Genomic DNA, 22624 nt, shown 5'->3' with positions numbered 1-22624 from the left:
TCGGAAGGCGAGCCCCGCTCAGTCATGCCCCGGGGGCGTCACGAGCCGAGGAATCGGCCTGGGCGCCCCGTCGTGTTCCACCGACCTACCCCGCGCGACGCACCACCGCGTCCGCCGTGCGCGCGCGCGGACGGATGCGTCCACGCAGCGAGCGGCGAAGCCCCTCCAGCTCCGGCCCCGTCGCCGTGCCGAACACGTAGCGGTCCGGGCGCAGCACCACCACGTCCTTGCCGTGGCGGGCGAACCACGCGACCAGCCGGCCCTCCGTGTCCACGAGCGCCTCCGGCGGAGGCTCGCCGATGCGCTCCGCGGAGAGCACGGTCCACGCACGCGCGCCCAGCTCCGCCGCCAGCGCACGGGCCTCCCGCTGCAGGTCCTGCGAGGCGCCCGGCCGCGTGAGCACGACGAAGCCATCGCCCAGCACGTGGTCCAGCAGGACCCGCTGCCCCTCGAGCACCTCCACGCGCGGCTGCGGGAAGTAGGTGCCCTCCGGCGCGGCCTTCTTGCGTCGCGCGCCGAGCAGGAACCCCTGCTCCAGCGCGAAGACGGGCTTCACCTTGAACTGGCGGATGAACTCCCCGGTGACGGGCAGGCGGTAGAGGAGCTGGATGAGCGCGTTGCGCACGCGCGAGAGCACCTGGCCTCCGGACATCATCACCCGGCCCATGGCGTCCGAGCTCTTGATGACCTCGGCCACGTGGCCGCGCCGCTCCTGCTCGTACGTATCCAAGAGCGAGTCGTCCGCCGAGCCGTCCAGCACCCGCGCCAGCTTCCAGGTCAGGTTCGCCGCGTCGCGGAAGCCCGCGCACAGGCCCTGGCCCAGGAACGGCGGCATCAGGTGCGCGGCATCCCCCATCAGGAAGGCGCGTCCCACCCGCCAGCGGTCCACCAGGCGCGAGTGGTACGAGTGGACGTTGATGGAGCGGATCTTCACCGTCGACGGGTCGATGTACGGCGCGATGAGCGTGCGCACGTGGTCCGGCTGCCGCACCGCCTCCAGGTCCGCGTCCGGGTCGACGATGATGTCGAAGCGCATCTCGTCCCGCGCGGTGCGCGCGATGAACCCGCGGCGCTTCGGGCCACACAGGTAGCTGGTGTAGTCGGGCTCCGGCGACGACGTGCTCACGGTGATGGCGAGCGCGTGCTCCAGGCCCGTGGTGCCCTCGAGCTTCAGGCCCAGCTTGCGTCGGATGGGGCTGTGCGCGCCGTCGCACGCGAGCAGGTAGCGGGCGCGGACGGTGAGCACCCGCTCGCTGGCGAGCTCGCGCACGCGCACCGTGAGGCCCTCTGCGTCCTGCACGAAGGATTCGACCTCGTGGCCCTGCCACAGCTCCACGTGCTCGAAGCGCGCCATGCCCTTGCGCAGCATCGCCTCCATCCGCGGCTGCTGGAAGAAGGTGGCCACGTCATGCCCGTAGGGGCGGTCCAGCTTCGTGAAGTCCACCTCCGCGAGCACGCGCAGGCGGTCATCCAGGTAGCGCAGCGTCTTGCAGGGATGGAAGCCCGGCCCCAGCTCTCCCTCCAGGCCCGCGGACTGGAAGATGCGCTGCGCCTCGTCATCCAGGCTGATGGCGCGCGACTGGGCATGCGCGGACAGCTCCTTCTCCACGATGAGCGTCCTGACGCCCTGCAGTCCGAGCAGGTTGGCCGCCATCGCTCCGACCGGTCCACATCCCACGATGATGACATCAACAGTTTCTGGAGCCACGTCCGCCCTCCGGGTCGTCTCGTTGTTGAGCTGCCTTTGATGATTCATCCCCCAGGCCATGGCTGGAATTATCAGCGGGCCATTCACCCTCGCTCTCGCGCGGTCCCCTCACGCGAGTGGACTCCAGAAAGGCGCCGCCGTCGCGTTTTCACTCGGCCCACGCAAACAATGCGGCCCCGAGTCCTCGCCAACTCCACCGGCGAGCGTGCGACCCATCCCGTCACCCCGACCCCGTGCCTCTCGATTCAAAGAACGCCCCGGGGAAAATTCCTTGCATGTTTGAGTTTCACCCCTCGGCGAGCCTCTGGAATCAGCCCCTGGGTGTTCGCGGTTGCAGGCGGGGGTGCACTCCCCACCCGGTGGGTTCCCGCGAGGAGTCAAGGTGGGCAGACATTCCTTACGGACTTCAACATTGCACTCACACCGAATCACAGTTGTCGAACGGCAGAAGGAATCGCTGTCGGAAACACCGCATTGACGTCGTGGGCAACGCGCGGCGTCGTGCATTCGGAGATCGCCAGTGGTTAGGTGGCGCTTCCCCCTCACGCGTGGTTCGCGAAGGAGCAGTTCCATGGAATGGCTCGAATTCTCCCGTTGGTCTCCCGAGGTGGAGCGTCAGCTCGCGCAGCAGGCGGCGCGGCTGGGCGACACGGCGGCCCGCGGAGCCTCCCTGACCCGGCGGGTCCGGATGAGCGCCACGGTGGCGGCGGCGTACCGCTTGAGCGCGATGCTCCGCGAGTATCCGCGCACCAACCCCTGGGGCCACCCCGTCTCGGAGTCCTGAGCCCCAGGCGGGGCCGCCGTGAGCCCCGGGGCTCCGGCACCTCGTGATGCTCAGGACACACCCTGCTCCACCGTCGACGGTGAGCGCATGAAGGGCCCTCGAGGGCTCCATGCCCGCCTCCCTCCGGTGGAAACGACAGGGACCTCGCGGTTCGCCGCGCACTTGATTGACCTGTCAATCCACGGTGGCTCCTCCTCCCGCGTATCGGCGGGCTGGTTCCGCCCCTTCGCCCGGGGTATTGCTCCCCTCCCACTTCGAGTGCCGCGCCTCGTCGCGGTCCTGGTGTGCGGAAGAGGACGTCGGTGGGTACCCACACACGCAGCCCTGGCCTCGCAGCGCGCCCCGAGACGGCGCTGACGCGACTTGTCCCCTGGGCGGGGGCGCTCCTGGGGGTGCTCTGGTTCATCGCGCTGGGCGGCGCGCGGGCGCTGGACCCCACGTCCCTGGAGTGGTTGGGCTGGGGGGACTGGGCGCAGCACGTGCTCGGCTGGTGGTTCTTCCGTGAGGCCCCCTGGGGTTTTCCCCTCGGCAGGACTCCCGGCTACATGGCGCCGCTGACCACCACGGTGGGCTTCACGGATTCGAATCCGTGGCTCGCGCTGGCGTTCAAGCCCTTCTCGGGCTGGCTGCCCCAGGACTTCCAGTTCATCGGGCTGTGGCTCGCGTCATGCCTGGCGCTCCAGGGGTTCATGGGCGTCAAGCTGATGGCGCTGTTCACGCCTCGGGCCGCGCATCAGCTCCTGGGGGCCGCGCTGTTCGTGCTCGCGCCGGTGCTTGTCTTCCGATTCGAGCACGACACGCTCTGCGCGCACTGGATGCTGACGGCCTTGCTGTGGCTGCACCTGCGTCCGCGGCCGGATGCGCGAAGTGCGTGGCGGACGCTGCGCGAGGTCCTGCTCATCAACGTGCTCGCGGCTGGCGTCCACCCGTACTTGATGGTCATGGTCTTCGCGCTCTCGACGGCGCTGCTCGTCAGCATGACGTGGCAGGAGCGGCTGCTCACGCGGCGGCAGGCGGGACTCGTGTTCCTGGGGGGCACGCTCATGCTGGGCGGGCTCTTCTTTGCGTTCGGCTATGTGGGCCAGGGGGTACGAGGCGCGGCGCATGGCTTCGGGGCTTACAGCTCGGACATGCTCACGCTGATCAACCCGATGGCGTGGTCATGGGTGTTGCCGGCGCTCCCGACGCGCAAGGACCAGTACGAGGGCTTCGGCTATCTCGGCACGGGAGTGCTCGCGCTCGGCGCGGTCCTGGGGCGACCTTCTGTCTGGTGGCCCGAGGTTCGAGCGTGGGCCCGAGCCCATCAGCCACTGTTGGCCGCGGTAGGTCTGCTCACGCTGCTCGCGTTCTCGACGACGCTGACCCTCGGTGGCGTCGTCGTGCTGTCGGTGCGCAAGCTGGCCGACGTGTTCATGCCGGTGCTGGGGATGTTCCGCTCCTCAGGCCGCTTCATCTGGCCGCTCCACTACCTGGTGCTCACCGGCATCCTGGCACTCGTCATCTGGCGCTGGCGCGAGCGTCCCGCCGTTCTCACGGGCATCCTGCTGGGCGCGGTGGTCATCCAGGTGGTCGACACCGAGGAACTGTGGACGCAGAGGCGGTTTCGACCGGCGCCGTGGCCTCGGCTCGGTGCACCGGAGTGGGCGCAATTGGATTCGTTCTACCGGCACGTGGTGCTGTATCCGCCGTACATCCATGACTCGAAGCTGCCATGCACCCAGAACACGTTCCGCCGGGATGACTATGTACGCTGGGGGGACCTCGCGTACCGGAAGGGCCTGTCGACGAACAGCGGATACGCCGCGCGCTTCAATGAACGACATGTCCAGCAGGTCTGTGAGGAGCTGAAGACCGATGTCGAGCAAGGCCGGCTCTCGTCGGACACGCTCTACGTCGTGGACCCACCGAAGCTGGCTTTGTTCCAGCGCCTGGGCGAGCACGTCACCTGCGGCAACGTGGACGGGTTCAACGTCTGCGTGGCTGCTCCTGATGGGCGCTTCAGGGAGGTGCTCCTGAAGTCCTCGGCCCGTGCGCCACTGCCTCCCACGGCGGAAAGTCCTATCACCCCTCCGTGATGACCTTGCGCAACGCCGTGCGCTCGAGCTTGCCCATCGCGTTGCGGGGCAGCACGTCCAGCCAGATGAAGCGCGTGGGCAGCTTGAAGCCCGCGAGTGATTCACGGCACCAGGTCTCCAGCACCAGTGCGTCCGGATGCGACTGCCCGGCGCGTGGCGCGAGGAACGCCACGGGGACCTCGCCCCATCTCGCGTCGGGGACGCCAATCACCGCGGCCTCCTGCACCGCGGGATGATTGGCGAGCACCGCCTCCACTTCCGCCGGGTAGATGTTCTCCCCTCCCCTGACGATGAGGTCCGTTCGACGTGAGAGCACCGTGAGGCGACCTCGCGCGTCCAGCACCCCGAGGTCCTTCGTGTGGAGCCATCCGTCGCGGAACGCCTCGCGCGTCGCGTCGGGACGATTCCAGTAGCCCGCCATCACCGTGGGGCCTCGGACCTCGATGTTGCCTTCCTCGCCAGGGCCTCGTGCAGCGCCGTCGTCTCCGACGATGCGCACCTGGGTCCCCGGCAGAGAGCGTCCCGCGGTCTTCCCATCCGCCTCGGACGGAGACTCCGTCGTCACCTGGGAACAGGCCTCGGTGAGACCGTAGGTCTGGAGCGCCAGGAGCCCCACTGCGCGTGCCCGGTCCAACAGGAACACTGGCACGGGCCCACCGCCAATCAGCGCGAGCTTGAAGGTCTCCGGCACCTGGCGACCGGCTCGGATGTCGAGCACCCGCTCCAGCGTCGTGGCGACGAGGCTCGCGTGCGTCACGCCTTCGTCGATGGCTCGACTGGTGGCCTCCGCGTCGAAGCGCTCGTGCAGCACGAGACAGCCTCCCTCGTACGCGGTGCGCGTCAACATCGCGAGACCACCGACATGGAACAGTGGCAACGTCCCGAGCCAGCGCGGCGCGGGATGCGCTCCGAGGTTCTCCGCAGAGGCTCGGCACGACGCACGGAAGTTGCCCTCCGTCAGCACCGCGCCCTTCGGCCTGCCCGTCGTCCCGCTTGTAAAGAGCACGACGCGCGGTGCGTCCTCAACCAGCGGCACGCAGGTCGTCGAGGGCTCCGAGGGAGCCAGGGGCTCGCCTTCCGTCGGTCGCCCTGTCGACGACGCACAGGCCGTGGACGGCGTCAGCGACGCACCCGTTACCAAGAGTTCCTCGTCTGGCGGTCGTACTGCCGACGCCACAGAGGACTTCAGCGACTGCGCATTCGGCAGTTGCCGTCCCGACGCCAGCTCAGGTGTCGGCGTCTCCGACGACGCGCGGGTCTCCCTCGTCCGCTCGCGCGGTAGCCGCTCCCTCGACGCCACGTACTCCGACGCCACGTACGCCGGCGACGCGAAGGTCTCTATCGTCCGCTCGCGTGAGAGACTCTCCCCCGACGCCACGAACGTCGTCGACGCGAAGGCATCCGGCGTCCGTTCGCGAGGGAGCCCCTCCCCCGAAGCCACGTACGCCGTCGACGCGAAGGTCTCCAGCGGCTCCGCCCCTGGCAGACGCTCTCGCAAGGCCCCCATCGCCAAGGTGAGCGCGGGCGCGATGTCCTCGACCAACGGGGCCAACTCAGCGCGAGTGAGGCGCGCGTTCAGCGGCGCCAGCAGCGCTCCCAGCCGCCCCAGGGCCCAGAACAGGAACACACAGGCCGGCTGGTTCGTCGACAGCAGCGCGACCCGCTCTCCCGCGCCGATGCCCCGGGCCTCGAGCGCGGCCACCCACCGATTCACCTCGGCGTCCAACGCTCCGTAGCTCCACGAGCGCCCGGCGTATGTGAGCGCCTCCGCTTCCGGATGAACGCGGGCGCCCTCGCGGATGGGACAACCGAACGTCGTCACACCACCGCTCCGGCATCCAGCCCGAGCCCCGGCGTCTCCGGCAACCGGATGCGCCCATGCAGCGGCCGGTAGTCATGCACGGCGGGCTCACTCTTGAAGAGCTTCCCCACCGCGAGCCCCGACGCGAGCGCCCCTGAAGGCAACGCGGCCGCGAGGTGCGCCGCCCCAGCCCGAGCCACCACGCCGTCCAACGAGCTCGTCACATACGCCTGCATGCCCAGCCGAGCGGCGCGCATCGCCACCACGAGCCCGGGCAGCAGCCCTCCCAACACCATCGGCTTGAGCACCACCGCGCCCACCGCCGGCCCACCGCCCAACAATGGATCCGAACCCAGCAGCGCGCGCAACGTCTCCGGAGAACCGAGCGACTCGTCCGCCGCCACCATGCACGGCGCACGTCGCTGCACGCGCCACAACGCGGCAAGGTCGTCCGCCGGCGTCGGCTGCTCCACCAGCTCCAACTGGTACCAGCCCAGCTTGTCCAACGCGCGCTTCGCCTCGAGCTCCGACCAGCCACCGTTCGCGTCGAGCCGCAGCTTCACGTCCGGCCCCACCGCCTCGCGCACCGCCTTCACGCGCTGCTCGTCCTCCTCCAGCGCGCGACCGCCCACCTTCAGCTTGAGCGTCCCATACCCCTCGGCCACCGCCACTCGCGCCTCATCCACCAGCGCCTCCGCCGTCTCACCGCCCAGCAGCGCATTGACCAGGACCTCGGGGCGCGCCTCCTCGGCCAGGAGCCAGCACAGCGGAACCCCCTGCCGCCTCGCGAGCAGGTCCAACAGCGCCAGCTCCAGCGCATGCTCCGCGGCGGGCACCGGCCCCGGAGGCGCGGGATGACGGGCTCGCACCCGGACACCCTCTCCTCTCGCCACTGTCGGCGGGAACGGAGACAGCGTGTCCTCGACGGCGCGCACCGTGTCGCCCAGGAACTGCCCTTCGAGCGAGGACAGCCACGCCGCCAGCACCTCGCCGCAGACGGGGAGCGACTCCGTGCCGAACTCGGGCAGCGGCATCGCCTCACCGAGCCCCACCCGCCCCTCTTCGTCCTCGAGGCGCACGAGGAAACCCTCGCGCGCGGAATAGGTGCCTCGGGCCGTCTTCAGGGGCTGGAGCAGCTCCAGTCGGAGCGGGGTCAGGGTTGCCTTGACGATGCGCATGGACTCACATCATCGCAGGTACAGGCCCAGCCCGAACAGCACTCCGAAGATGAGCTGGAAGCGCGCGGTGCCGCCCAGCGCGGGATTCAGCGCCGCCCCCTGCTCGCGCATCACGCGCTGGAGCGGAGGCACCGCCAACGGGAGGCTCAGGAACGACAGGAACACCCAGGGTGCCGCGTACCCCAGCGCGTACATCGCGACAGGCGTGGCGAACGAGGCGGCGAGCAACAACACGTACTCCGCCTTGCCCGCCGTCGTGCCCCAGCGCACCGCCAGCGTCCGCTTGCCGGCCTTCACGTCCGTCGTCACGTCGCGCAGGTTGTTCACCACGATGAGCATGGTGCCGCTCGCCCCCACGGGGATCGCCGCCCACCACGCCGCCGGATGCACCGTGCCGGCCTGCACGTAGAACGTCCCCGTCACCGCGACCAGCCCGAAGAAGATGAAGACGAACAGGTCTCCCAGGCCGTTGTACCCCAAGGGGAACGGCCCACCCGTGTACGCGTAGCCACAGAGCAGCGACGCGAGTCCAATCGCGACGATGGGCCAGCCGCCCACCGCGACCAGATAGGCGCCCACCGCCGTCGCCGCGATGAAGCACACCGCCGCGCCCATCAACACCGTGCCCGGCGCGATGAGCCCGCTCTGCGTGACGCGCACGGGGCCCAGGCGCTCGTGGGTGTCCGCGCCCTTCTTGAAGTCGTAGTAGTCGTTGATGAAGTTGGTGCCGATCTGGATGAGCACCGCGCCCACCAGCGCCGCGAGCGCCGGGAGCAGTCGCCCCACGCCCAGGCCGAACGCGAGCGACGTCCCCACCAGCACGGGCACCAGCGCCGCCGTCAGCGTCTTCGGACGCACGGCCATCAACCACGTCTTCACCGTGGGACGAGGCTTCGACAGGGACACCGGTGCGCCAGGAACCGACGTGCTCACGGACTCATCCTCCCAGGGTCCGCCCCCGTGGCGGCCGCCTCGAACTGGGGCGCCTCGTACCAGGGCGTCTGCAGGAAGCCCAGCACCTCGCGGACGTACTCCTCCGGCGCTTCCAGATGGGGCGCATGGCCACAGTCCGTGAAGGCATGTCGCCACACCACCGGGAGCTCCGCCGCCATCCGCCGCGCCGTCTGCGTGAACTTCTCGTCCTTCGCCCCCGTCAAGAGCAGCGTGGGCAGGCGCTGATGGTGCAGCTCCGACCAGTAATCGGGTTGCACGCCCAGCCCCAGGCACTCCAGCGCTCCGGCGAGCCCCTCCGCCGTGCAGGCCCGGCGATGGGCCCGCAGTCGCTCCCGCCGCTCCGCGGGCATGGCGCGCAAGGAGTCGAACAGCGGCAGCGCCTCCCAGCGCTCCACGAAGGCGTCGACGCCCTTCGCGCGGATGAAGGCCGCCAGTTGCCCGTCCGACTCCCGCCGCTCGGCGCGCTCCTGACGACGGTGCAGCCCGGGCGATCCGCTCTCCATGATGAGCCGACCGAAGCGGTCCGGCGCGCGCACCGCCGCGGCCAGCGCCACGCGCGCGCCCTGCGAGTACCCCAGCAGGTCCACCGTGCCCAGCCCCAGCGAGTCCACCAGGGACACGAGCGCGTCCACCGTATCGAGGAAGCCATCGCGTCCGCGCCGCTCGGGCAGCGGCGTGGCGCCGTGGCCCGGCAGGTCCACCGCGATGGCCTTCACCGAGCGGCCCATCAGCGGCTTCAGCCCGTCGAACGAGCCGCGATTCCCGGTGAAGCCGTGGAGCAGCACGAGCGGTCGGGGGCCTTCGCCCCACGTCTCGTACGCCAGCGTCACGCCCATGGTCCCTCTCCGAGTGCGGCGGCCATTCTCGCGAAGAGCTGCCGGTGGTCATCCACGTTCGCGGCCCGGTCCACGCGCACCTCCACCAGGTGCAGGCCGCCTTCCAGTCCTTCACGCACCGCCGCTCGCAGCGCCGCGGGCGTCGTGGGCCGATGCAGCCGAGCCCCACCCAGCGCCGCCGCGTGCGACAGGTCCACGCCGTGCGGCGTGCCGAACAATGCCTCGAACTCGTCCGGCTTCGCCGCCTGCGCGATGGGTAGGAACGAGAAGATGCCGCCGCCGTCGTTGTTCACCGCGACCACCGTGAGCGGAACGCGCGAGCGCGCCGCCGTCACGAACGCGCCCACGTCGTGCAGCAGCGCCAGATCCCCCGTCAGCAGCACGGCGGGACGCGACGCCGCGGCCGCGACACCGAGCGCGCTGGAGATGATGCCGTCGATTCCATTCGCGCCCCGGTTGGCCAGCACGCGCAGCGGCACACCACTCGCCGGGGCGAACGCGTCCACGTCCCGGATGGGCATGCTGCTGGAGACGAACAGCGGGACCTCGGCCGGAAGCGCGGCCACCACCTCGCGAGCGATGCGCGGCTCGCTGAGCAAGTCCGGTCGCTCGGCGAAGGCCGTCTCCAACGCGCCGCGCACCATCCGCTCCGCGGCGAGGAAGCCCTGGGTCCACCGGCCCACGCTCCGCTTCACGCCCTTCGCCAGCGCGGCACACGCCGCCACTGCCGAGCCCTCCACCACCGTGGCCGCGCGGTGCGCGGGGTCGAACAGCGCCCCCCCGTCACTGAAGAGCACGATGTCCGCGCCCGAGCCGTCCAGCCACTGCTGCGGCACCTTGGGCGTCAGCCCACCCCCGAACCGCAGCACCAGCTCCGGCCGATGCGCCCTGGCGAACGGCGCGTGACGAAGCATCGCGTCGTAGTGCGAGAGCGTCAGCGGACCGCCGCCATACCGAGCCTGGGACGTGGCCTCCGCCAGCACCGGGTAGCCCGTGGCCTGCGACAGCGCGGAGATGGCCTCGGCGAAACCGTCCACTTCGTCGCGAGGACCGCAGACGATGACACCCCGCTCCGTCGCGGCGATGCGCTGACGCACCGACTCCAGCACCGCCGCGTCCGGCACCGGCGCGGGCGCGGCGATGCGCGTGAACGGCATCCCCGGGCGACCGTGCTTCGCGAGCGCGGACAGGCGCTCCTCACCATATGCCTCGGTCACCGGCGCGAGCGGCTCGCGGAAGGGCACGTTGAGCTGCACGGCGCCCCGAGGGGCCCGCAGCGAGGTGGCCACGGCGCGGGCGGCGGTCGCGCGCAGGTGAGACAGCGCCACGTCGCTCGACTCCGGCACGCCCACGTCCGTGAAGCTGCGCGCGTGCTCACCATAGAAGCGCGCCTGCGGCACCGTCTGCGCCGCGCCCCACCCCTGCAGCTCCAGCGGTCGGTCCGCGGTGAGCACGATGAGGGGCACCTGGGACAGCGAGGCCTCGATGACCGCCGGGTAGAAGTGCGCGCCCGCGGTGCCGCTCGTCGCGACCAGGATCACCGGCGTGCGCGATTGCTTCGCGAGCCCCAACCCGAAGAAGGCCGCGCTCCGCTCGTCGATGACGGACCAGGTGCGAAGGCCCTCCGCGCGCGCGCAGGCGATGGCCAGCGGCGAGGAGCGCGACCCCGGACACACCACCGCGTGTCGCGCGCCGCCGCGCACCAGCTCCTCCACGAGCGCGCGAGCCCACAGCAGGTTGAGATTACTGTCGCCCGACATCCCCGCCTCCCAACGCACGCAACACGGCCAGACTCTTCATCTCCGTCTCCCGCCACTCCGCCTCCGCGATGGAGCCGGCCACGATTCCGCAACCCACGTACAGCCGCGCGCGAGCACCCCGCACCCGCGCCGAGCGCAGCCCCACCATCAGGTGCGCCCGCTCGGGCCCCACCCACCCCACCGGCCCCGCGTACCAGCCCCGGTCCAGCCCCTCGTGCTCCACCAGGAAGGACAACGCGCGCTCCCGAGGCGTCCCGCCCACCGCCGGCGTCGGATGCAGCGCCTCCACCACCTGCGCGGCCGACACCCCCTCGCGCAGCCGCGCGCCGATGCCCGTGCGCAGGTGCACCACGTTCTTCAACGCCAGCAGCTGGGGCTCCGCGTCGGAGTGGACCTCGTCCGCGAGCGTGCGCAGCGCCGCGAGGATGTAGCGGACCACCGCGGCGTGCTCACGCGCGTCCTTGTCCTGTCCTCGCAACCCCTCGGCCTCGCGCGGCGCCGCGGTGCCCGCCAGGGCCTCCGTCTCCAGCGCCCGGCCCTCCACCCGACACAGCGTCTCCGGCGTCGCGCCCAGGAAGCACGTCCCGTCCAGCGCGCGGAAAAGGAAGGTGGCGCAGCGCGGGTTCTGCTCACGCAGCCTCGCCAGCACGTCCACCACGTCGAACGCCTCGGCGGCCTCCACATCCACGGGCCGCGCCAGCACGACCTTCTGGAGCTGTCCCGAGGCAATCGCCTCCAGCGCCCGCTCCACGCGCGCCTCGAACTCCGGCCGCGACGACACCACCGTGAGCGCGACGTCCGCGCCCCGCGCGTGGCGATACCCCGCGGAGAACCGCGCGCGGACCCGCTCGAGCCGCGAGCGCACCACGTCCTCGCCCCCTCGCTCCTCGGGCGCGAACGCGGCCACCGCCAGCCCGCTCCCGGTGCGCCACACCAGCACCTCCGGCAGCGTCCAGCGCGCCACGCCATGCGCGGCCCACGCCTCGTCCACCACCCCCGCCGCGCCGAAGCGGAGCCCGCCGAACCAGGGACCCGGCATGTCCGACGGAGATGGGCCCAACCACCGCAACGAGAGGACACCCAAGGAGCCCAGCACCGCGGGGACCTGTGCGGGCACGGTCGCCTCGACGACCGCCGCCTCGCCCCAGCCCGCCGCCGCCTCGCGCGCCAGGGGCCGCTCCCAATACACCGTCGGAACGCCCAGCGAATCCGCTCCGGAGAGTGGATCCACCGCCGCCAGGGGCATCATTCCGGCCACCCAGCGCTGGCCCTCAACGGGATTGAGCGTCTTCATCAGCGGTCCTCATCCGCGACTGCCCTGAAATCACCTTCGGTTGTCTTCTAAGCCATAACGGCTATACATGCACCAAGGAGTTCAAAACCTCTTGAACTCGGTGGATGGGAGGGCTCGTGGGAGGCAAGCAGCCAGACGAATCCGCGCCGGCGGTGGCCGGGAAGGAGACGGGCGCGCGGCGTGTGCTCCGAGCCTTCCGTCCCGAGGGCACGCGGGTGCGTGCGGGCTCGGTGGAGGTGGGTGGACCGGGGTTCGTGGTGATGGCGGGGCCGTGCGCCGTCGAAGGTCTGGAGCAGGTGGACCGGACTGCCGCCGCCGTGGCCCAGGCGGGCGCCCACGTGCTGAGGGGTGGCGTGTTCAAGCCCCGCACCAGTCCCTATGCGTTCCAAGGAATGGGCGAGCCCGGCCTGCACCTGCTGGCCGAGGCGGGCCGTCGCCACGGGCTGCCCATCATCAGTGAGGTGATGGAGACCGCGCAGATTCCCTTCATGGCGGAGTCCTCGGACATCCTCCAGGTGGGCGCGCGGAACATGCAGAACTTCTCGCTGCTGCGCGCGCTGGGCAAGGTGCGCCGGCCGGTGTTGGTGAAGCGGGGCCTGTCGGCGACGCTGCAGGAGTGGCTGCTGGCGGCGGAGTACGTGCTCGAGGGCGGCAACGAGCAGGTGATGCTGTGCGAGCGGGGCATCCGGACGTTCGAGACAGAGATGCGCAACACGCTGGACCTGGCGGCGGTCGCCTGGGCCAAGCAGCGCACGCACCTGCCCGTCATCGTCGACCCGTCCCATGCGACGGGGCAGGTGGACCTCATCCTGCCCATGTCCCTGGCCGCCGCGGCGGCGGGCGCGGACGGGCTGCTGATTGAAGTCCATCCCCGGCCCGAGCAGGCGCTGTGCGATGGGAACCAGGCGCTGACGCCGGAGCGCTTCCAAACGTTGATGCAGCGGCTACCACCCGTGCTAGACGCGGTGGGTCGACATCTTTGGCGGCCGGAGAGTCCGGCCCAGGTCGTGAGGGCGAGATGAGCACCGAAGTCCGTCAGATGTTCTCCTCCATCGCCACGAAGTACGACGTGACGAACGAGGTCCTGTCGTTCGGCATCCATCGTCTGTGGCGACGGACGGCGGTGCGCCTGAGCCAGGCGAAGCCGGGGGACAGCGTCCTCGACTGCGCCTCCGGCACGGGTGACCTGGCGCTCGCGTTCAAGCGCAAGGTGGGCGCCACGGGCCACGTGATTGGCACCGACTTCTGCGCGGAGATGCTGGAGAGCGGCCCCGCCAAGGCGGCGAAGGCGGGGCTCCCAGTGGACTTCCAGGTGGCCGACGCCATGGACCTGCCCTTCGAGGACAACCGCTTCGACGTGGCGTCCATCGCCTTCGGCATCCGCAACGTGGATGACCCGGTGAAGTGCCTGAGCGAGATGGGCCGCGTGGTGAAGCCGGGCGGCCGCGTCGTCGTGCTGGAGTTCGGTCAGCCCACGGGCGTCTTCGGCGCGCTGTTCCGCTTCTACAGCAAGACGGTGATGCCCACGGTGGGCGGCCTGCTCACCGGCAACCGCGCGGCGTATGAGTACCTGCCCCGCACGTCGGCGGCGTTCCCCGCGGGGGAGCGCTTCCTGTCGCTGATGGACCAGTCCGGCGCCTATGCGGAGCGAAGCGCGCATCCGCTGACGTTCGGAACGGCGAACGTGTATGTCGGCCTCGTCCGCTGAGCCGCGGCAACACCTCGTCGAGAATGTCCTCTCCTCGGTGGATCCCCGGCTCAGGCCGGCACTGAGGGACGCCCTCACGCGCCCGGGGCCCACGCCCCGTCCCGCTGCGGGGCAGACCGTGGTGCTGGGTGGCCACCGGGGCGCCGGCAAGTCCACGCTGCTGCCCCGCGTGGCCCGGCTGCTCGGGCGCACGGGCGTGGACCTGGACGCGCACCTGGAGAAGACGCACGGACGTCCGCTGCGCACCTGGGTGGCCCAGGCCCCCGCCGAGTTCCGCGCCGCCGAGCGCCGCGCGCTGCTGGAGCTGCCCCCCGGGGGGCTCGTGGCCGTGGGCGGCGGGTTCCTGTCGCATCACCCGGACGCGCTCGCCGGCACCTTCACCCTCATCATCCCCGTGACGTTCGAGACCTACCGCGAGCGGCTGCTCACGGACCGGACGCGCCCCCGGCTGCGACCGGAGGTCTCCCTGGAAGAGGAGATCGCCTCCATCTTCCGCGAGCGCGAGGCGCTGCACGCCCGCGTTCCCACCGTCGCCCTGGTGGACTTCCTCCGGGGCTGCCTGCATCCCGAGGAGGTCTTGTGACGCCCGCCCGGCGCATCGTGACGCTGCCCCCCACCCTGCTCGGCCCCGACGCCGTGCACTTCGCCCGGGGGTGCCAGCGTCGCGGCGCCGACGTGCTGGAGATTCGCACCGACCTGCACGCCCCCGACGCCGTGGACGCCGCCGCGCTCGCGGACGTGCTCCCGCTGCTCGTGTCCGAGCGTGGCAAGCCCCTTCCTCCCGCCTGGGTCGCCGCCGCGTGGCGCGTGGACCGGGACCTGATGGACGCCACCGGGCAGAAGGGCCCGCTCGACGCGCCCTCCGGCAAGCTGCTCGCGTCGCACCACGCGGACCGGCAGCTCACCACCGATGAAGCGCTCGCGCTGTGGTCGCGCGAGCTGCCCGCCGACGCGCTGGTGAAGCACGTGGAGCCCATGACGGACCCGGCCCACCTCTCCGTGCTGCTGGAGACGCAGCGACAGCTGGGCGAGCGCTTCGGCGTGTCGCGCGTCACCGTGCTCGGCATGGGCGCGGTGGCGCTGCCGGCGCGCGCGGTGCTGGCGCGCAACAACCTGCTCGACTACGTGGCCGCGGGCGGCTCCTGGGCCGCGGCGCCGGGACAGCGGCTGCTCGACGACGCCGTGCGCGAGTGGAGGGGCGCGGACCGCACGACGCTCCCCGCCCCCCTGCGCCTGGGCATCTTCGGGACGGCCATCACCCACTCCCGCTCGCCCCGCATCCACCGCCAGCCTTTCGACCGCATCGACCTCCCCGAGGACGGACCCGTCGAGGCGGTGCTCGACTCGCTCGTGCCCCACTACGGCGGCTTCGCCGTCACCAGCCCCTTCAAGCTGCGGCTCGCGAAGCACACCGGCTCGTCGCTGGACGCCATCAACACCCTGGTCCGCCGGGGCTCCCAGTGGGAGTCCTTCAACACCGACACCGAGGGCGCCCGGAAGGTCCTGGAGCGCCTGGACGCGAAGGACGTCGTCATCCTGGGCGACGGCGGGGCGACCTCCGCGCTGCGCACCGTGGCCGCCGAGCGTGGCCAGGCGCTGCGAGTCCTGCGGCGCGCCGACATCCAGGGGCCGGTGACGGGGGCCGTCGTGTGGACCTGGCCGGACCGGGTGGCTCCACCGGATTCCCTGCGATTCGAGCGAGCACGCGTCGCGGTGATCGCGTACGGTGCGCCCGGCCGACGCATCGCGGCGGAGATCACGCGGCGCGGCGGAACCCCGGTCCTGCTGGGTGCGGCGTGGTTCGTCGCGCAGGCCCGGCGACAGCGCCAGCTCTGGGAGACCGCGACATGAACACCTTCGGCGTCCTCTTTCGCTTGACGACCTTTGGCGAGAGCCACGGCCCCGCGCTCGGCGCGGTGGTGGACGGCTGCCCCGCGGGTGTGCCGCTGACGAGCGCTCGCATCCAGGCCGCGCTGGACCGCCGCCGCCCGGGCCAGTCCGCGCTCGTCACACCCCGCAACGAGCCGGACCAGGTGGAGATCCTCTCCGGTGTGTTCGAGGACAAGACGCTCGGCACGCCCATCGCCGCCATCGTCCGCAACACCAACCAGCGCTCCGGTGACTACAAGGAGCTCAAGCAGGTGGACCGGCCCGGCCACGCGGACGCCGTGTGGCGCGAGCGCTACAAGCACCGCGACCACCGCGGCGGCGGGCGCACCAGCGGCCGCGAGACGCTCTGCCGCGTCATCGGCGGCACCATCGCCGAGGCGTACCTGGAGCGGGACATGCCCACCCTGAGCACCGTCGCGTACGTGTCCCAGGTGGGCGACCTCATCGCCTCCGTGCCCGCCCCGGGCCTGACGCGCGCCATGGTGGACGCACACCCCACGCGCTGCCCCGATGAGGCGGTGCGCGAGGAGATGTCCCGCCGCATCCTCGCCGCCAAGGAGGCCGGAGACAGCCTGGGCGGCTCCATCGACATCCGCGTGGAGGGCCTGCCGGTGGGACTGGGCGAGCCCATCTTCGGGAAGATCAAGGCGCTCATCGCCCAGGCCCTGGGCAGCGTGGGCGCCGTCACCGGCGTCGTCTGGGGACCGCCGGACCTGATGCAGCGCATCGGTCAGCCGGGCACCCAGTTCCACTCCGTGAAGGACGTCTACGGCGGCATCCAGGGCGGGCTCACCAACGGCGAGCCGCTCCAGGTCCGCGCCTACTTCAAACCCCCAGCGACGCTGGCGGACCACGCGAAGGGTGGCCGTCACGACCCGTGCATCATGCCCCGCGCCGTCCCGGTGCTGGAGTCCATGGTGTCCCTGGTCATCGCAGACCTCGTCCAACAGATGAACGCACGCCCCAACACCCTATGACCCCCTACCCTCCCGGCGCCTACCGTCCACCCAACGATCGCTGGGGACCCTTCACCCGACTCGCCAGGCGCCTCCCCGAGGGAAGCCTCGCGGTGGTGGACCGCACCGTCGCCAGGCTCCACCCGACGCTCCTCCCCGCGCTCGAGGCCCGCGCGCCTCGCGCCATCGTCCAATTGGTGGGCGGTGAGAGCGCCAAGAGCTTCGCGGCGCTGGAGAAGGTGCTCGCCGCGGGCCTGTCCCTGCCGCGCTCGGGCACGCTCGTCGCCGTGGGCGGCGGCACCGTGGGAGATGTCTCCACCGTGGCCGCGCACCTGCTCAAGCGCGGCGTGCGGCTGGTGCAGGTGCCCACCACGTTGCTCGCCGCCGTCGACAGCAGCCTCGGCGGCAAGGGCGCGGTGGACCTCACCGTGAAGGGCCGCGTGGTGAAGAACCCCGCCGGCGTCTTCCACTACGCCGACGAGTCGTGGATCTGCCCGGAGCTGTTCGCCTCGCTGTCGCCCACGCAGGTGCGGGAGGGCTCGCTCGAGGCGTGGAAGATGGTCATCAGCCTGGATGCGGCCCTGTTCCGCCGCTACACGCGCACGCCCCCCGCGCTGGAGAGGCTGGTCAAGCACGCGCGCGGGCTCAAGGAGAAGGTCTGCGCCCAGGACCCGTACGAGTTCCAGGGCCTGCGCCGGGTGCTCAACTTCGGCCACACCTTCGGCCACGTGCTGGAGAGCGTGTCCCACTTCAAGCTGTCGCACGGCGACGCGGTGGGGCTGGGCATCCTGCTGGCCCTGGACGTGGGCCGCCACCTGGGCGTCACCCCCGAGCCCATCGCCGCCCAGGCGGAGGCCGCGCTGGAGAACGGCCCCGGCGTGCTCGGCCGCGAGCGCGTGGCCCAACTGCTGCGCCCCGCATCGCTCAAGACCATCACCACCCTGCTCGACGCCGACAAGAAGGCCGGCGCCAAGGGCGAGCTGCGCATGGTGCTGCTGACGGCCATCGGCGCCACCGAGGTCCGCGACGTGGGCCCGGAGACGTGGCGCGCGCTGTGGCCCGCGTGGGCGAAGGGGGTGCGCCCGTGAGCGCCAGCACCCATCGCATCGTGGTGGAGACCTCGGGCCTGAAGGCTTCGCCCCTCACGCCGCCCGTGTCCAAGTCGGACGCGCAGCGGGCGCTGGTGCTGGGCCACCTCACCGGCTCCTGGCCGCTGCCCTCCGTGCAGGCCGAGTCCGACGAGGACCTGCCCGCCGACGTGCGCGTGCTGCGCCGGGGCGTGGAGGCCCTGCGCCTTCCGGCCGGCCCCGTGCGAGACGTGGACTGCGCCGACGGTGGCGCCCCGTTCCGCATCCTGGCCACCCAGGTCGCGGTGACGCCCGGCGCGCGCGTGCGCCTCACCGGCACCCCTCGCCTGGGCGAGCGTCCCCACGGGCCGCTCTTCACGTCGCTGAAGGACGCGCTCGGCCCCGCGGGGCTCACCCTCACCGAGGGACAGCCCTGGCCGGTGGAAATCACCGCGCCCACGGACACGTCCTCCGTCGAGCCCGTGTTCCGTGTCCCCGGCTCGCAGAGCAGCCAGTACGCCTCCAGCCTCCTGTTGGGCTGCGCGGCGCTGTACCTGCGCGAGCGCCGCGCGTGGAGCGTGGACATCGAGGGCACGCTGACGAGCGCGGGCTACCTGGACCTCACGCTGACGTGGCTGGAGCGCTTCGGCTTCGAGCTGAAGAAGTCCGCCTCCCGCTACACCGTCTGCGGCTACACCCCGCCGCCGAGCGTCCCCACGCTCCCGGGCGACTGGTCCTCGCTGGGCTACCTGCTGCTCGTGGCCTGGAAGGCCGGCGGCACCGTGGAGCGCGCGGACACGGCCAGCGCCCATCCGGACCAGGCCATCCTCCGGCTCATCGAGCAGGTGGGCTTGAGGACCGAACCCGCGTCGGAGGCGCACGTCCTGCAGGTGACGGGACGGCCCACGGGCGGCCTGCGGGCTTCGGGCAAGGAGTGCCCGGACCTGTTGCCGACCCTGGCGGCGCTCGCCTGTGTGCTCCCCGCGCCCTCCACGCTCACGGACGTCGGAATCCTCCGACTGAAGGAGAGCGACCGGTTGGAAGGCATCCGGGACCTGGTGACGGCCTTCGGCGGCAAGGCGGAGCTGGAGGATGACACCCTCCTCGTGACGTCCCCGTCCACGCCGCCCGCCCGTTTCGAGATGGACAGCCGGGGTGACCACCGGCTCGCCATGACGGCCGCGACCCTGAGCGTGCTGTCCGGAGTGACCCTCGTCCTCACCGGCCCCGAGTGTGTCGAGAAGAGCTTTCCGGGCTTCTGGCGTCAGCTCACCCGCTCGGGCGTCCGCATTTCAGCGTCCCCGTAGGAAACATCAGTGTCTCCCTCACCGACTTATCGTTCTTTTTTGTTGAAAGCGATCTGCGCCCTGTGAAATCTCCGCCCATGCCCAAGGACACGCTGACGATCACCGACAATCGGACCGGCAAGACGTACGAGGTCCCGGTCGAGCACGGCTGTATTCGCACCAACGCCCTCCGCCAGATCAAGGTCTCGGACGATGACTTCGGTCTGATGGGCTACGACCCGGCGTTCCTCAACACCGCGAACTGTAAGAGCGCCATCACCTTCATCGACGGTGACAAGGGCATCCTGGAGTACCGCGGCTACCCCATCGAGCAGCTGGCCGAGAAGTCCAGCTATCTGGAGGTCGCCTACCTCCTGCTGAACGGTGAGCTCCCCACCCCGAAGGAGCTGGAGCAGTTCGTCCACCTGGTGACGCACCACACGTTCGTGCACGAGAACGTGAAGTCCTTCATGGACGGGTTCCGCTACGACGCGCACCCCATGTCCATGCTGGGCTCCACCGTGGCCGCGCTGTCCAGCTTCTACCCGGACGCGAAGAACACCAAGGATGCGCTCAGCCGCCGCATCCAGATCACCCGGCTCATCGCCAAGATGCCCACCCTGGCCGCGTTCTCCTACCGGCACACGATGGGCCTGCCCTACATCTACCCGGACAATGACCTGTCCTACGTCGCCAACTTCCTGGCGATGGTGAAGCGCATCGGCACCACCACCTACAAGGTGCACCCGGTGCTCGAGCGCGCGCTCGACGTCCTCTTCATCCTGCACGCGGACCACGAGCAGAACTGCTCGACGACGTCCGTGCGCACGGTGGGCTCGTCGGAAGTGGACCCGTACTCGGCCGTCACGGCGGGCATCGGCGCCCTCTACGGCCCGCTGCACGGCGGCGCCAACGAGGCGGTGCTGCGCATGCTGCGTGAGATCGGCCACATCTCCAAGGTCCCGGACTTCATCAAGTCGGTGAAGAGCGGCGAGGGCGAGAAGAAGCTGATGGGCTTCGGCCACCGCGTCTACAAGTCGTACGATCCGCGCGCCAAGGTCATCAAGCGCGTGGCGGACGAGGTCTTCGAGGTGACGGGCAAGAACCCGTTGCTGGAGCTGGCCGTGGAGCTGGAGCGCATCGCGCTGCAGGACGAGTACTTCGTCAAGCGCAAGCTCTACCCGAACGTCGACTTCTACTCCGGCCTCATCTACGAGGCGATGGGCTTCCAGGCGGAGATGTTCCCCGTCCTCTTCGCCATCCCCCGCACGGTGGGCTGGTGCGCGCAGTGGGAGGAGATGGTCCTGGACTCCGAGCAGAAGATCGCCCGTCCGCGCCAGGTCTACACGGGCCAGAAGCGCCGGGACTACGTCCCCATGGACAAGCGCGCCGCGAAGTAGGCCGCGGTCCTCCGTGAGGTGAGAAGGGGCGAGGGACCCAAGAGGTTCCCGCCCCTTTCTGCTTGCGGGCCACCCTGCCCCGCACCGCCTCAGCCCGTGTGGGCCGCGCCGAGCTCCGCGTAGAGCGACTCGATGAGCGCCGCGTGCTTCTGCTCCACGGCCTTGCGGCGGACCTTCAGCGTGGGCGTCAAATCACCGGCGTCCACGGAGAGCTCCTGCTCCAGCACCGCGAAGCGCTTGATGGTCTCGAAGCGGGACAGCTTCGGGTTGATGTCGCGGTCCAGCTTCTCCTGGAGCAGCTGGCGCAGGCGCGCGTCGCGGGCGAGCGTGCCCACGTCCTCGGGCCAGCCCTTCTCCTTCGCCAGGGCGCGCACCTTCTCCACGTCCAGCGCCAGCAGGGCCACCAGGTAGTTGCGCCGCTCGCCCACCACCACCGCGTGGCCCACCGCGGGCAGCGACTTGAGCAGCTCCTCGATGTTTCCCGGGGCCGTCTTCTTCCCGCCAGAGGTGACGATGATCTCCTTCTTGCGGCCGGTGATGTGCAGGTAGCCCTCGCCGTCCAGTTGCCCCACGTCCCCCGAGTGCAGCCACCCGCCCTCCAGCAGCTCCGCGGTGGCCTCCGGGTTCTTGTAGTAGCCCATGCACACGTTGCCGCCCTTGACGAGGATCTCCCCGTCCTCGGCGATGCGCACCTCCACGCCGATCATCGCGCGCCCCACGGTGCCCAGGTGCGTGGCCTCCTGGGTGTTGACGGTGCCGGGGCCGGACACCTCCGTCATGCCCCACACCTCGTGGATGAAGATGTCGATGGAGGCGAAGAACTCCAGCACCTCCCGGGCGATGGGCGCCGCCGCGGTGGCGAAGAAGTCCACCCGCTCCATGCCGATGCGGGCCTTGAGCGGCTCGAACACCAGCCGCTGCGCCAGCTTGTACTGCGCGTCCAGCGTCACGGGGATGCGCTCGTGGCGCTGGGCCCGGGAGTGGTACTCGGACGCCACGCCGCGCGCCCAGGACACGATGCGGCGCTTGAGCGGGGGCTGGGAGCGCAGGCCCTCCTCCGCCTTGGCCCGGAACTTCTCCCACACGCGGGGCACGCCGAAGAAGAACGTGGGGCGCACGTCCTTGAGGTTGCCCGGCATCGCCTCCACCGAGTCGGCGAAGTACACCTGGACGCCGAGCATCAGCGGGCTGTGCAGCGAGATGACCTGCTCGGCGATGTGCGACAGCGGCAGATACGAGAGGATGACGCCGTCCTGCTTGCCGAACTCCACGGCCATGATGAGCTGGCGCGACGTCCAGGCGATGTTGTGGTGGCTGAGCATCACCCCCTTGGGGTGGCCCGTCGTCCCGGAGGTGTAGATGAGCGTACACAGCGCCTCCGGCTGGAGCGCATTGACGCTGTCCCAGTAGGGCTTGTCGTCCACGCCCGTGCCGCGCGCCAGCACCTCCGAGTAGCGCCACACGCCCTCGGGCAGGGGCCCCTCCGGCACGTCCAGGGCGATGATGTGGCGCAGCTTGGGCAGCCGGGCCTTGAGCGCCAGGCCCGTGGCCAGGTGCTTCTCGTTCTCCACGACGAGGACGGTGGCCTCACAGTGGCCCAGGATGTACTCGAGCTGCTCGAGCGCGCTGGTGGTGTACAGGCCCACCGGCACCCCGCCCATGGCCATGGCGGCCAGGTCCGCGACGTGCCACTCCTCGCGGTTGAAGCTGATGATGCCCAGCGGCTGGCCCGCGCCGTAGCCCAGGCTCCTCAGGCCCAGGGCGAAGGCCTTGACCTTCTGGGCGTACTCGAACCAGGAGGTGGGGACATAGGCGCGTCCTCGACGCGTCCAGAGGGCCGGCCGATGCTCATGCTGCGCGGCCCGGTCATGGAGGGCATGCACCATCGTCTTCGGGAGGTCCATCCGACGGACGCTACCGGATGTAG

Annotated in this window: 18 protein-coding genes; 10 read left to right on the top strand and 8 right to left on the bottom strand. The window is 70.8% G+C overall.

Annotated elements, in window-relative coordinates:
• Positions 1-85: 85 nt before the first annotated feature.
• On the bottom strand, positions 86-1708 hold the full coding sequence (locus K8640_RS13785; protein ID WP_223747457.1) for a bifunctional 3-(3-hydroxy-phenyl)propionate/3-hydroxycinnamic acid hydroxylase: 1623 nt from the start codon (positions 1706-1708) through the stop codon (positions 86-88).
• Between the two features lie 571 nt (positions 1709-2279).
• Here K8640_RS13785 and K8640_RS13780 point away from each other — a divergent pair.
• A complete protein-coding gene (locus K8640_RS13780) occupies positions 2280-2492 on the top strand; it encodes a hypothetical protein (RefSeq protein WP_223747456.1) in 213 nt (70 codons plus the stop codon).
• 302 nt (positions 2493-2794) lie between these two features.
• Entirely contained in the window at positions 2795-4567 is a 1773-nt protein-coding gene (locus K8640_RS13775; protein ID WP_223747455.1) for a DUF6311 domain-containing protein, read from the top strand.
• On the opposite strand, the gene K8640_RS13770 is transcribed toward K8640_RS13775, so the two are convergent.
• From K8640_RS13770 to K8640_RS13745, 6 genes are read right to left on the bottom strand one after another with little or no spacing between them, the layout of a single operon-like run.
• Complete coding sequence (locus K8640_RS13770) at positions 4554-6389, bottom strand: AMP-binding protein (RefSeq protein ID WP_223747454.1); 1836 nt, start codon at positions 6387-6389, stop codon at positions 4554-4556. The genes K8640_RS13775 and K8640_RS13770 overlap by 14 nt on opposite strands.
• Positions 6386-7546 (bottom strand): mandelate racemase/muconate lactonizing enzyme family protein, encoded by a 1161-nt coding sequence (locus K8640_RS13765; RefSeq protein ID WP_223747453.1) that lies wholly within the window; start codon positions 7544-7546, stop codon positions 6386-6388. Before K8640_RS13765 ends, K8640_RS13770 begins: the two co-directional genes overlap by 4 nt.
• A 9-nt stretch (positions 7547-7555) precedes the next feature.
• Positions 7556-8479: a 1,4-dihydroxy-2-naphthoate polyprenyltransferase gene (locus K8640_RS13760; protein ID WP_223747452.1), complete on the bottom strand. Its 924-nt coding sequence runs from the start codon at positions 8477-8479 to the stop codon at positions 7556-7558.
• Positions 8476-9336, bottom strand: a complete 861-nt coding sequence (gene menH / locus K8640_RS13755; protein ID WP_223747451.1) for a 2-succinyl-6-hydroxy-2,4-cyclohexadiene-1-carboxylate synthase — start codon at positions 9334-9336, stop codon at positions 8476-8478. Before menH ends, K8640_RS13760 begins: the two co-directional genes overlap by 4 nt.
• Entirely contained in the window at positions 9327-11096 is a 1770-nt protein-coding gene (menD, locus tag K8640_RS13750; protein ID WP_223747450.1) for a 2-succinyl-5-enolpyruvyl-6-hydroxy-3-cyclohexene-1-carboxylic-acid synthase, read from the bottom strand. Before menD ends, menH begins: the two co-directional genes overlap by 10 nt.
• The gene (locus tag K8640_RS13745) at positions 11080-12390 is read right to left on the bottom strand and encodes an isochorismate synthase MenF (RefSeq protein WP_223747449.1); all 1311 of its coding nucleotides are present in this window, start codon (positions 12388-12390) and stop codon (positions 11080-11082) included. The genes menD and K8640_RS13745 overlap by 17 nt, the downstream gene beginning before the upstream one ends.
• 116 nt (positions 12391-12506) lie before the next feature.
• On the opposite strand from K8640_RS13745, the gene aroF reads away from it, so the two are divergent.
• From aroF to K8640_RS13705, 8 genes are all read left to right on the top strand, one after another.
• A complete protein-coding gene (aroF, locus tag K8640_RS13740; protein WP_223747448.1) occupies positions 12507-13412 on the top strand; it encodes a 3-deoxy-7-phosphoheptulonate synthase in 906 nt (301 codons plus the stop codon).
• Entirely contained in the window at positions 13409-14098 is a 690-nt protein-coding gene (ubiE, locus tag K8640_RS13735) for a bifunctional demethylmenaquinone methyltransferase/2-methoxy-6-polyprenyl-1,4-benzoquinol methylase UbiE (RefSeq protein ID WP_223747447.1), read from the top strand. The genes aroF and ubiE overlap by 4 nt, the downstream gene beginning before the upstream one ends.
• A 37-nt stretch (positions 14099-14135) precedes the next feature.
• Positions 14136-14681 (top strand): shikimate kinase, encoded by a 546-nt coding sequence (locus tag K8640_RS13730; RefSeq protein ID WP_223747446.1) that lies wholly within the window; start codon positions 14136-14138, stop codon positions 14679-14681.
• Positions 14678-15949, top strand: a complete 1272-nt coding sequence (locus K8640_RS13725) for a shikimate dehydrogenase (RefSeq protein ID WP_223747445.1) — start codon at positions 14678-14680, stop codon at positions 15947-15949. Before K8640_RS13730 ends, K8640_RS13725 begins: the two co-directional genes overlap by 4 nt.
• Complete coding sequence (gene aroC / locus K8640_RS13720; protein ID WP_223747444.1) at positions 15946-16965, top strand: chorismate synthase; 1020 nt, start codon at positions 15946-15948, stop codon at positions 16963-16965. Before K8640_RS13725 ends, aroC begins: the two co-directional genes overlap by 4 nt.
• Positions 16962-18032, top strand: a complete 1071-nt coding sequence (locus tag K8640_RS13715; protein ID WP_223747443.1) for a 3-dehydroquinate synthase family protein — start codon at positions 16962-16964, stop codon at positions 18030-18032. Before aroC ends, K8640_RS13715 begins: the two co-directional genes overlap by 4 nt.
• Positions 18029-19318, top strand: a complete 1290-nt coding sequence (locus tag K8640_RS13710; RefSeq protein ID WP_223747442.1) for a 3-phosphoshikimate 1-carboxyvinyltransferase — start codon at positions 18029-18031, stop codon at positions 19316-19318. The genes K8640_RS13715 and K8640_RS13710 overlap by 4 nt, the downstream gene beginning before the upstream one ends.
• 77 nt (positions 19319-19395) lie before the next feature.
• Positions 19396-20697 (top strand): citrate synthase, encoded by a 1302-nt coding sequence (locus K8640_RS13705; RefSeq protein ID WP_223747441.1) that lies wholly within the window; start codon positions 19396-19398, stop codon positions 20695-20697.
• Between the two features lie 89 nt (positions 20698-20786).
• Here K8640_RS13705 and K8640_RS13700 read toward each other — a convergent pair whose 3' ends face one another.
• Positions 20787-22601, bottom strand: coding sequence for a long-chain fatty acid--CoA ligase (locus K8640_RS13700; RefSeq protein ID WP_223747440.1), 1815 nt, complete (start codon positions 22599-22601; stop codon positions 20787-20789).
• Between the last annotated feature and the right edge of the window lie 23 nt (positions 22602-22624).

This window comes from Myxococcus sp. XM-1-1-1, assembly GCF_020037095.1.
GTDB classification, from domain to species: Bacteria; Myxococcota; Myxococcia; order Myxococcales; family Myxococcaceae; genus Myxococcus; species Myxococcus fulvus.
This window is presented reverse-complemented; position numbering and strand designations above follow the sequence as displayed.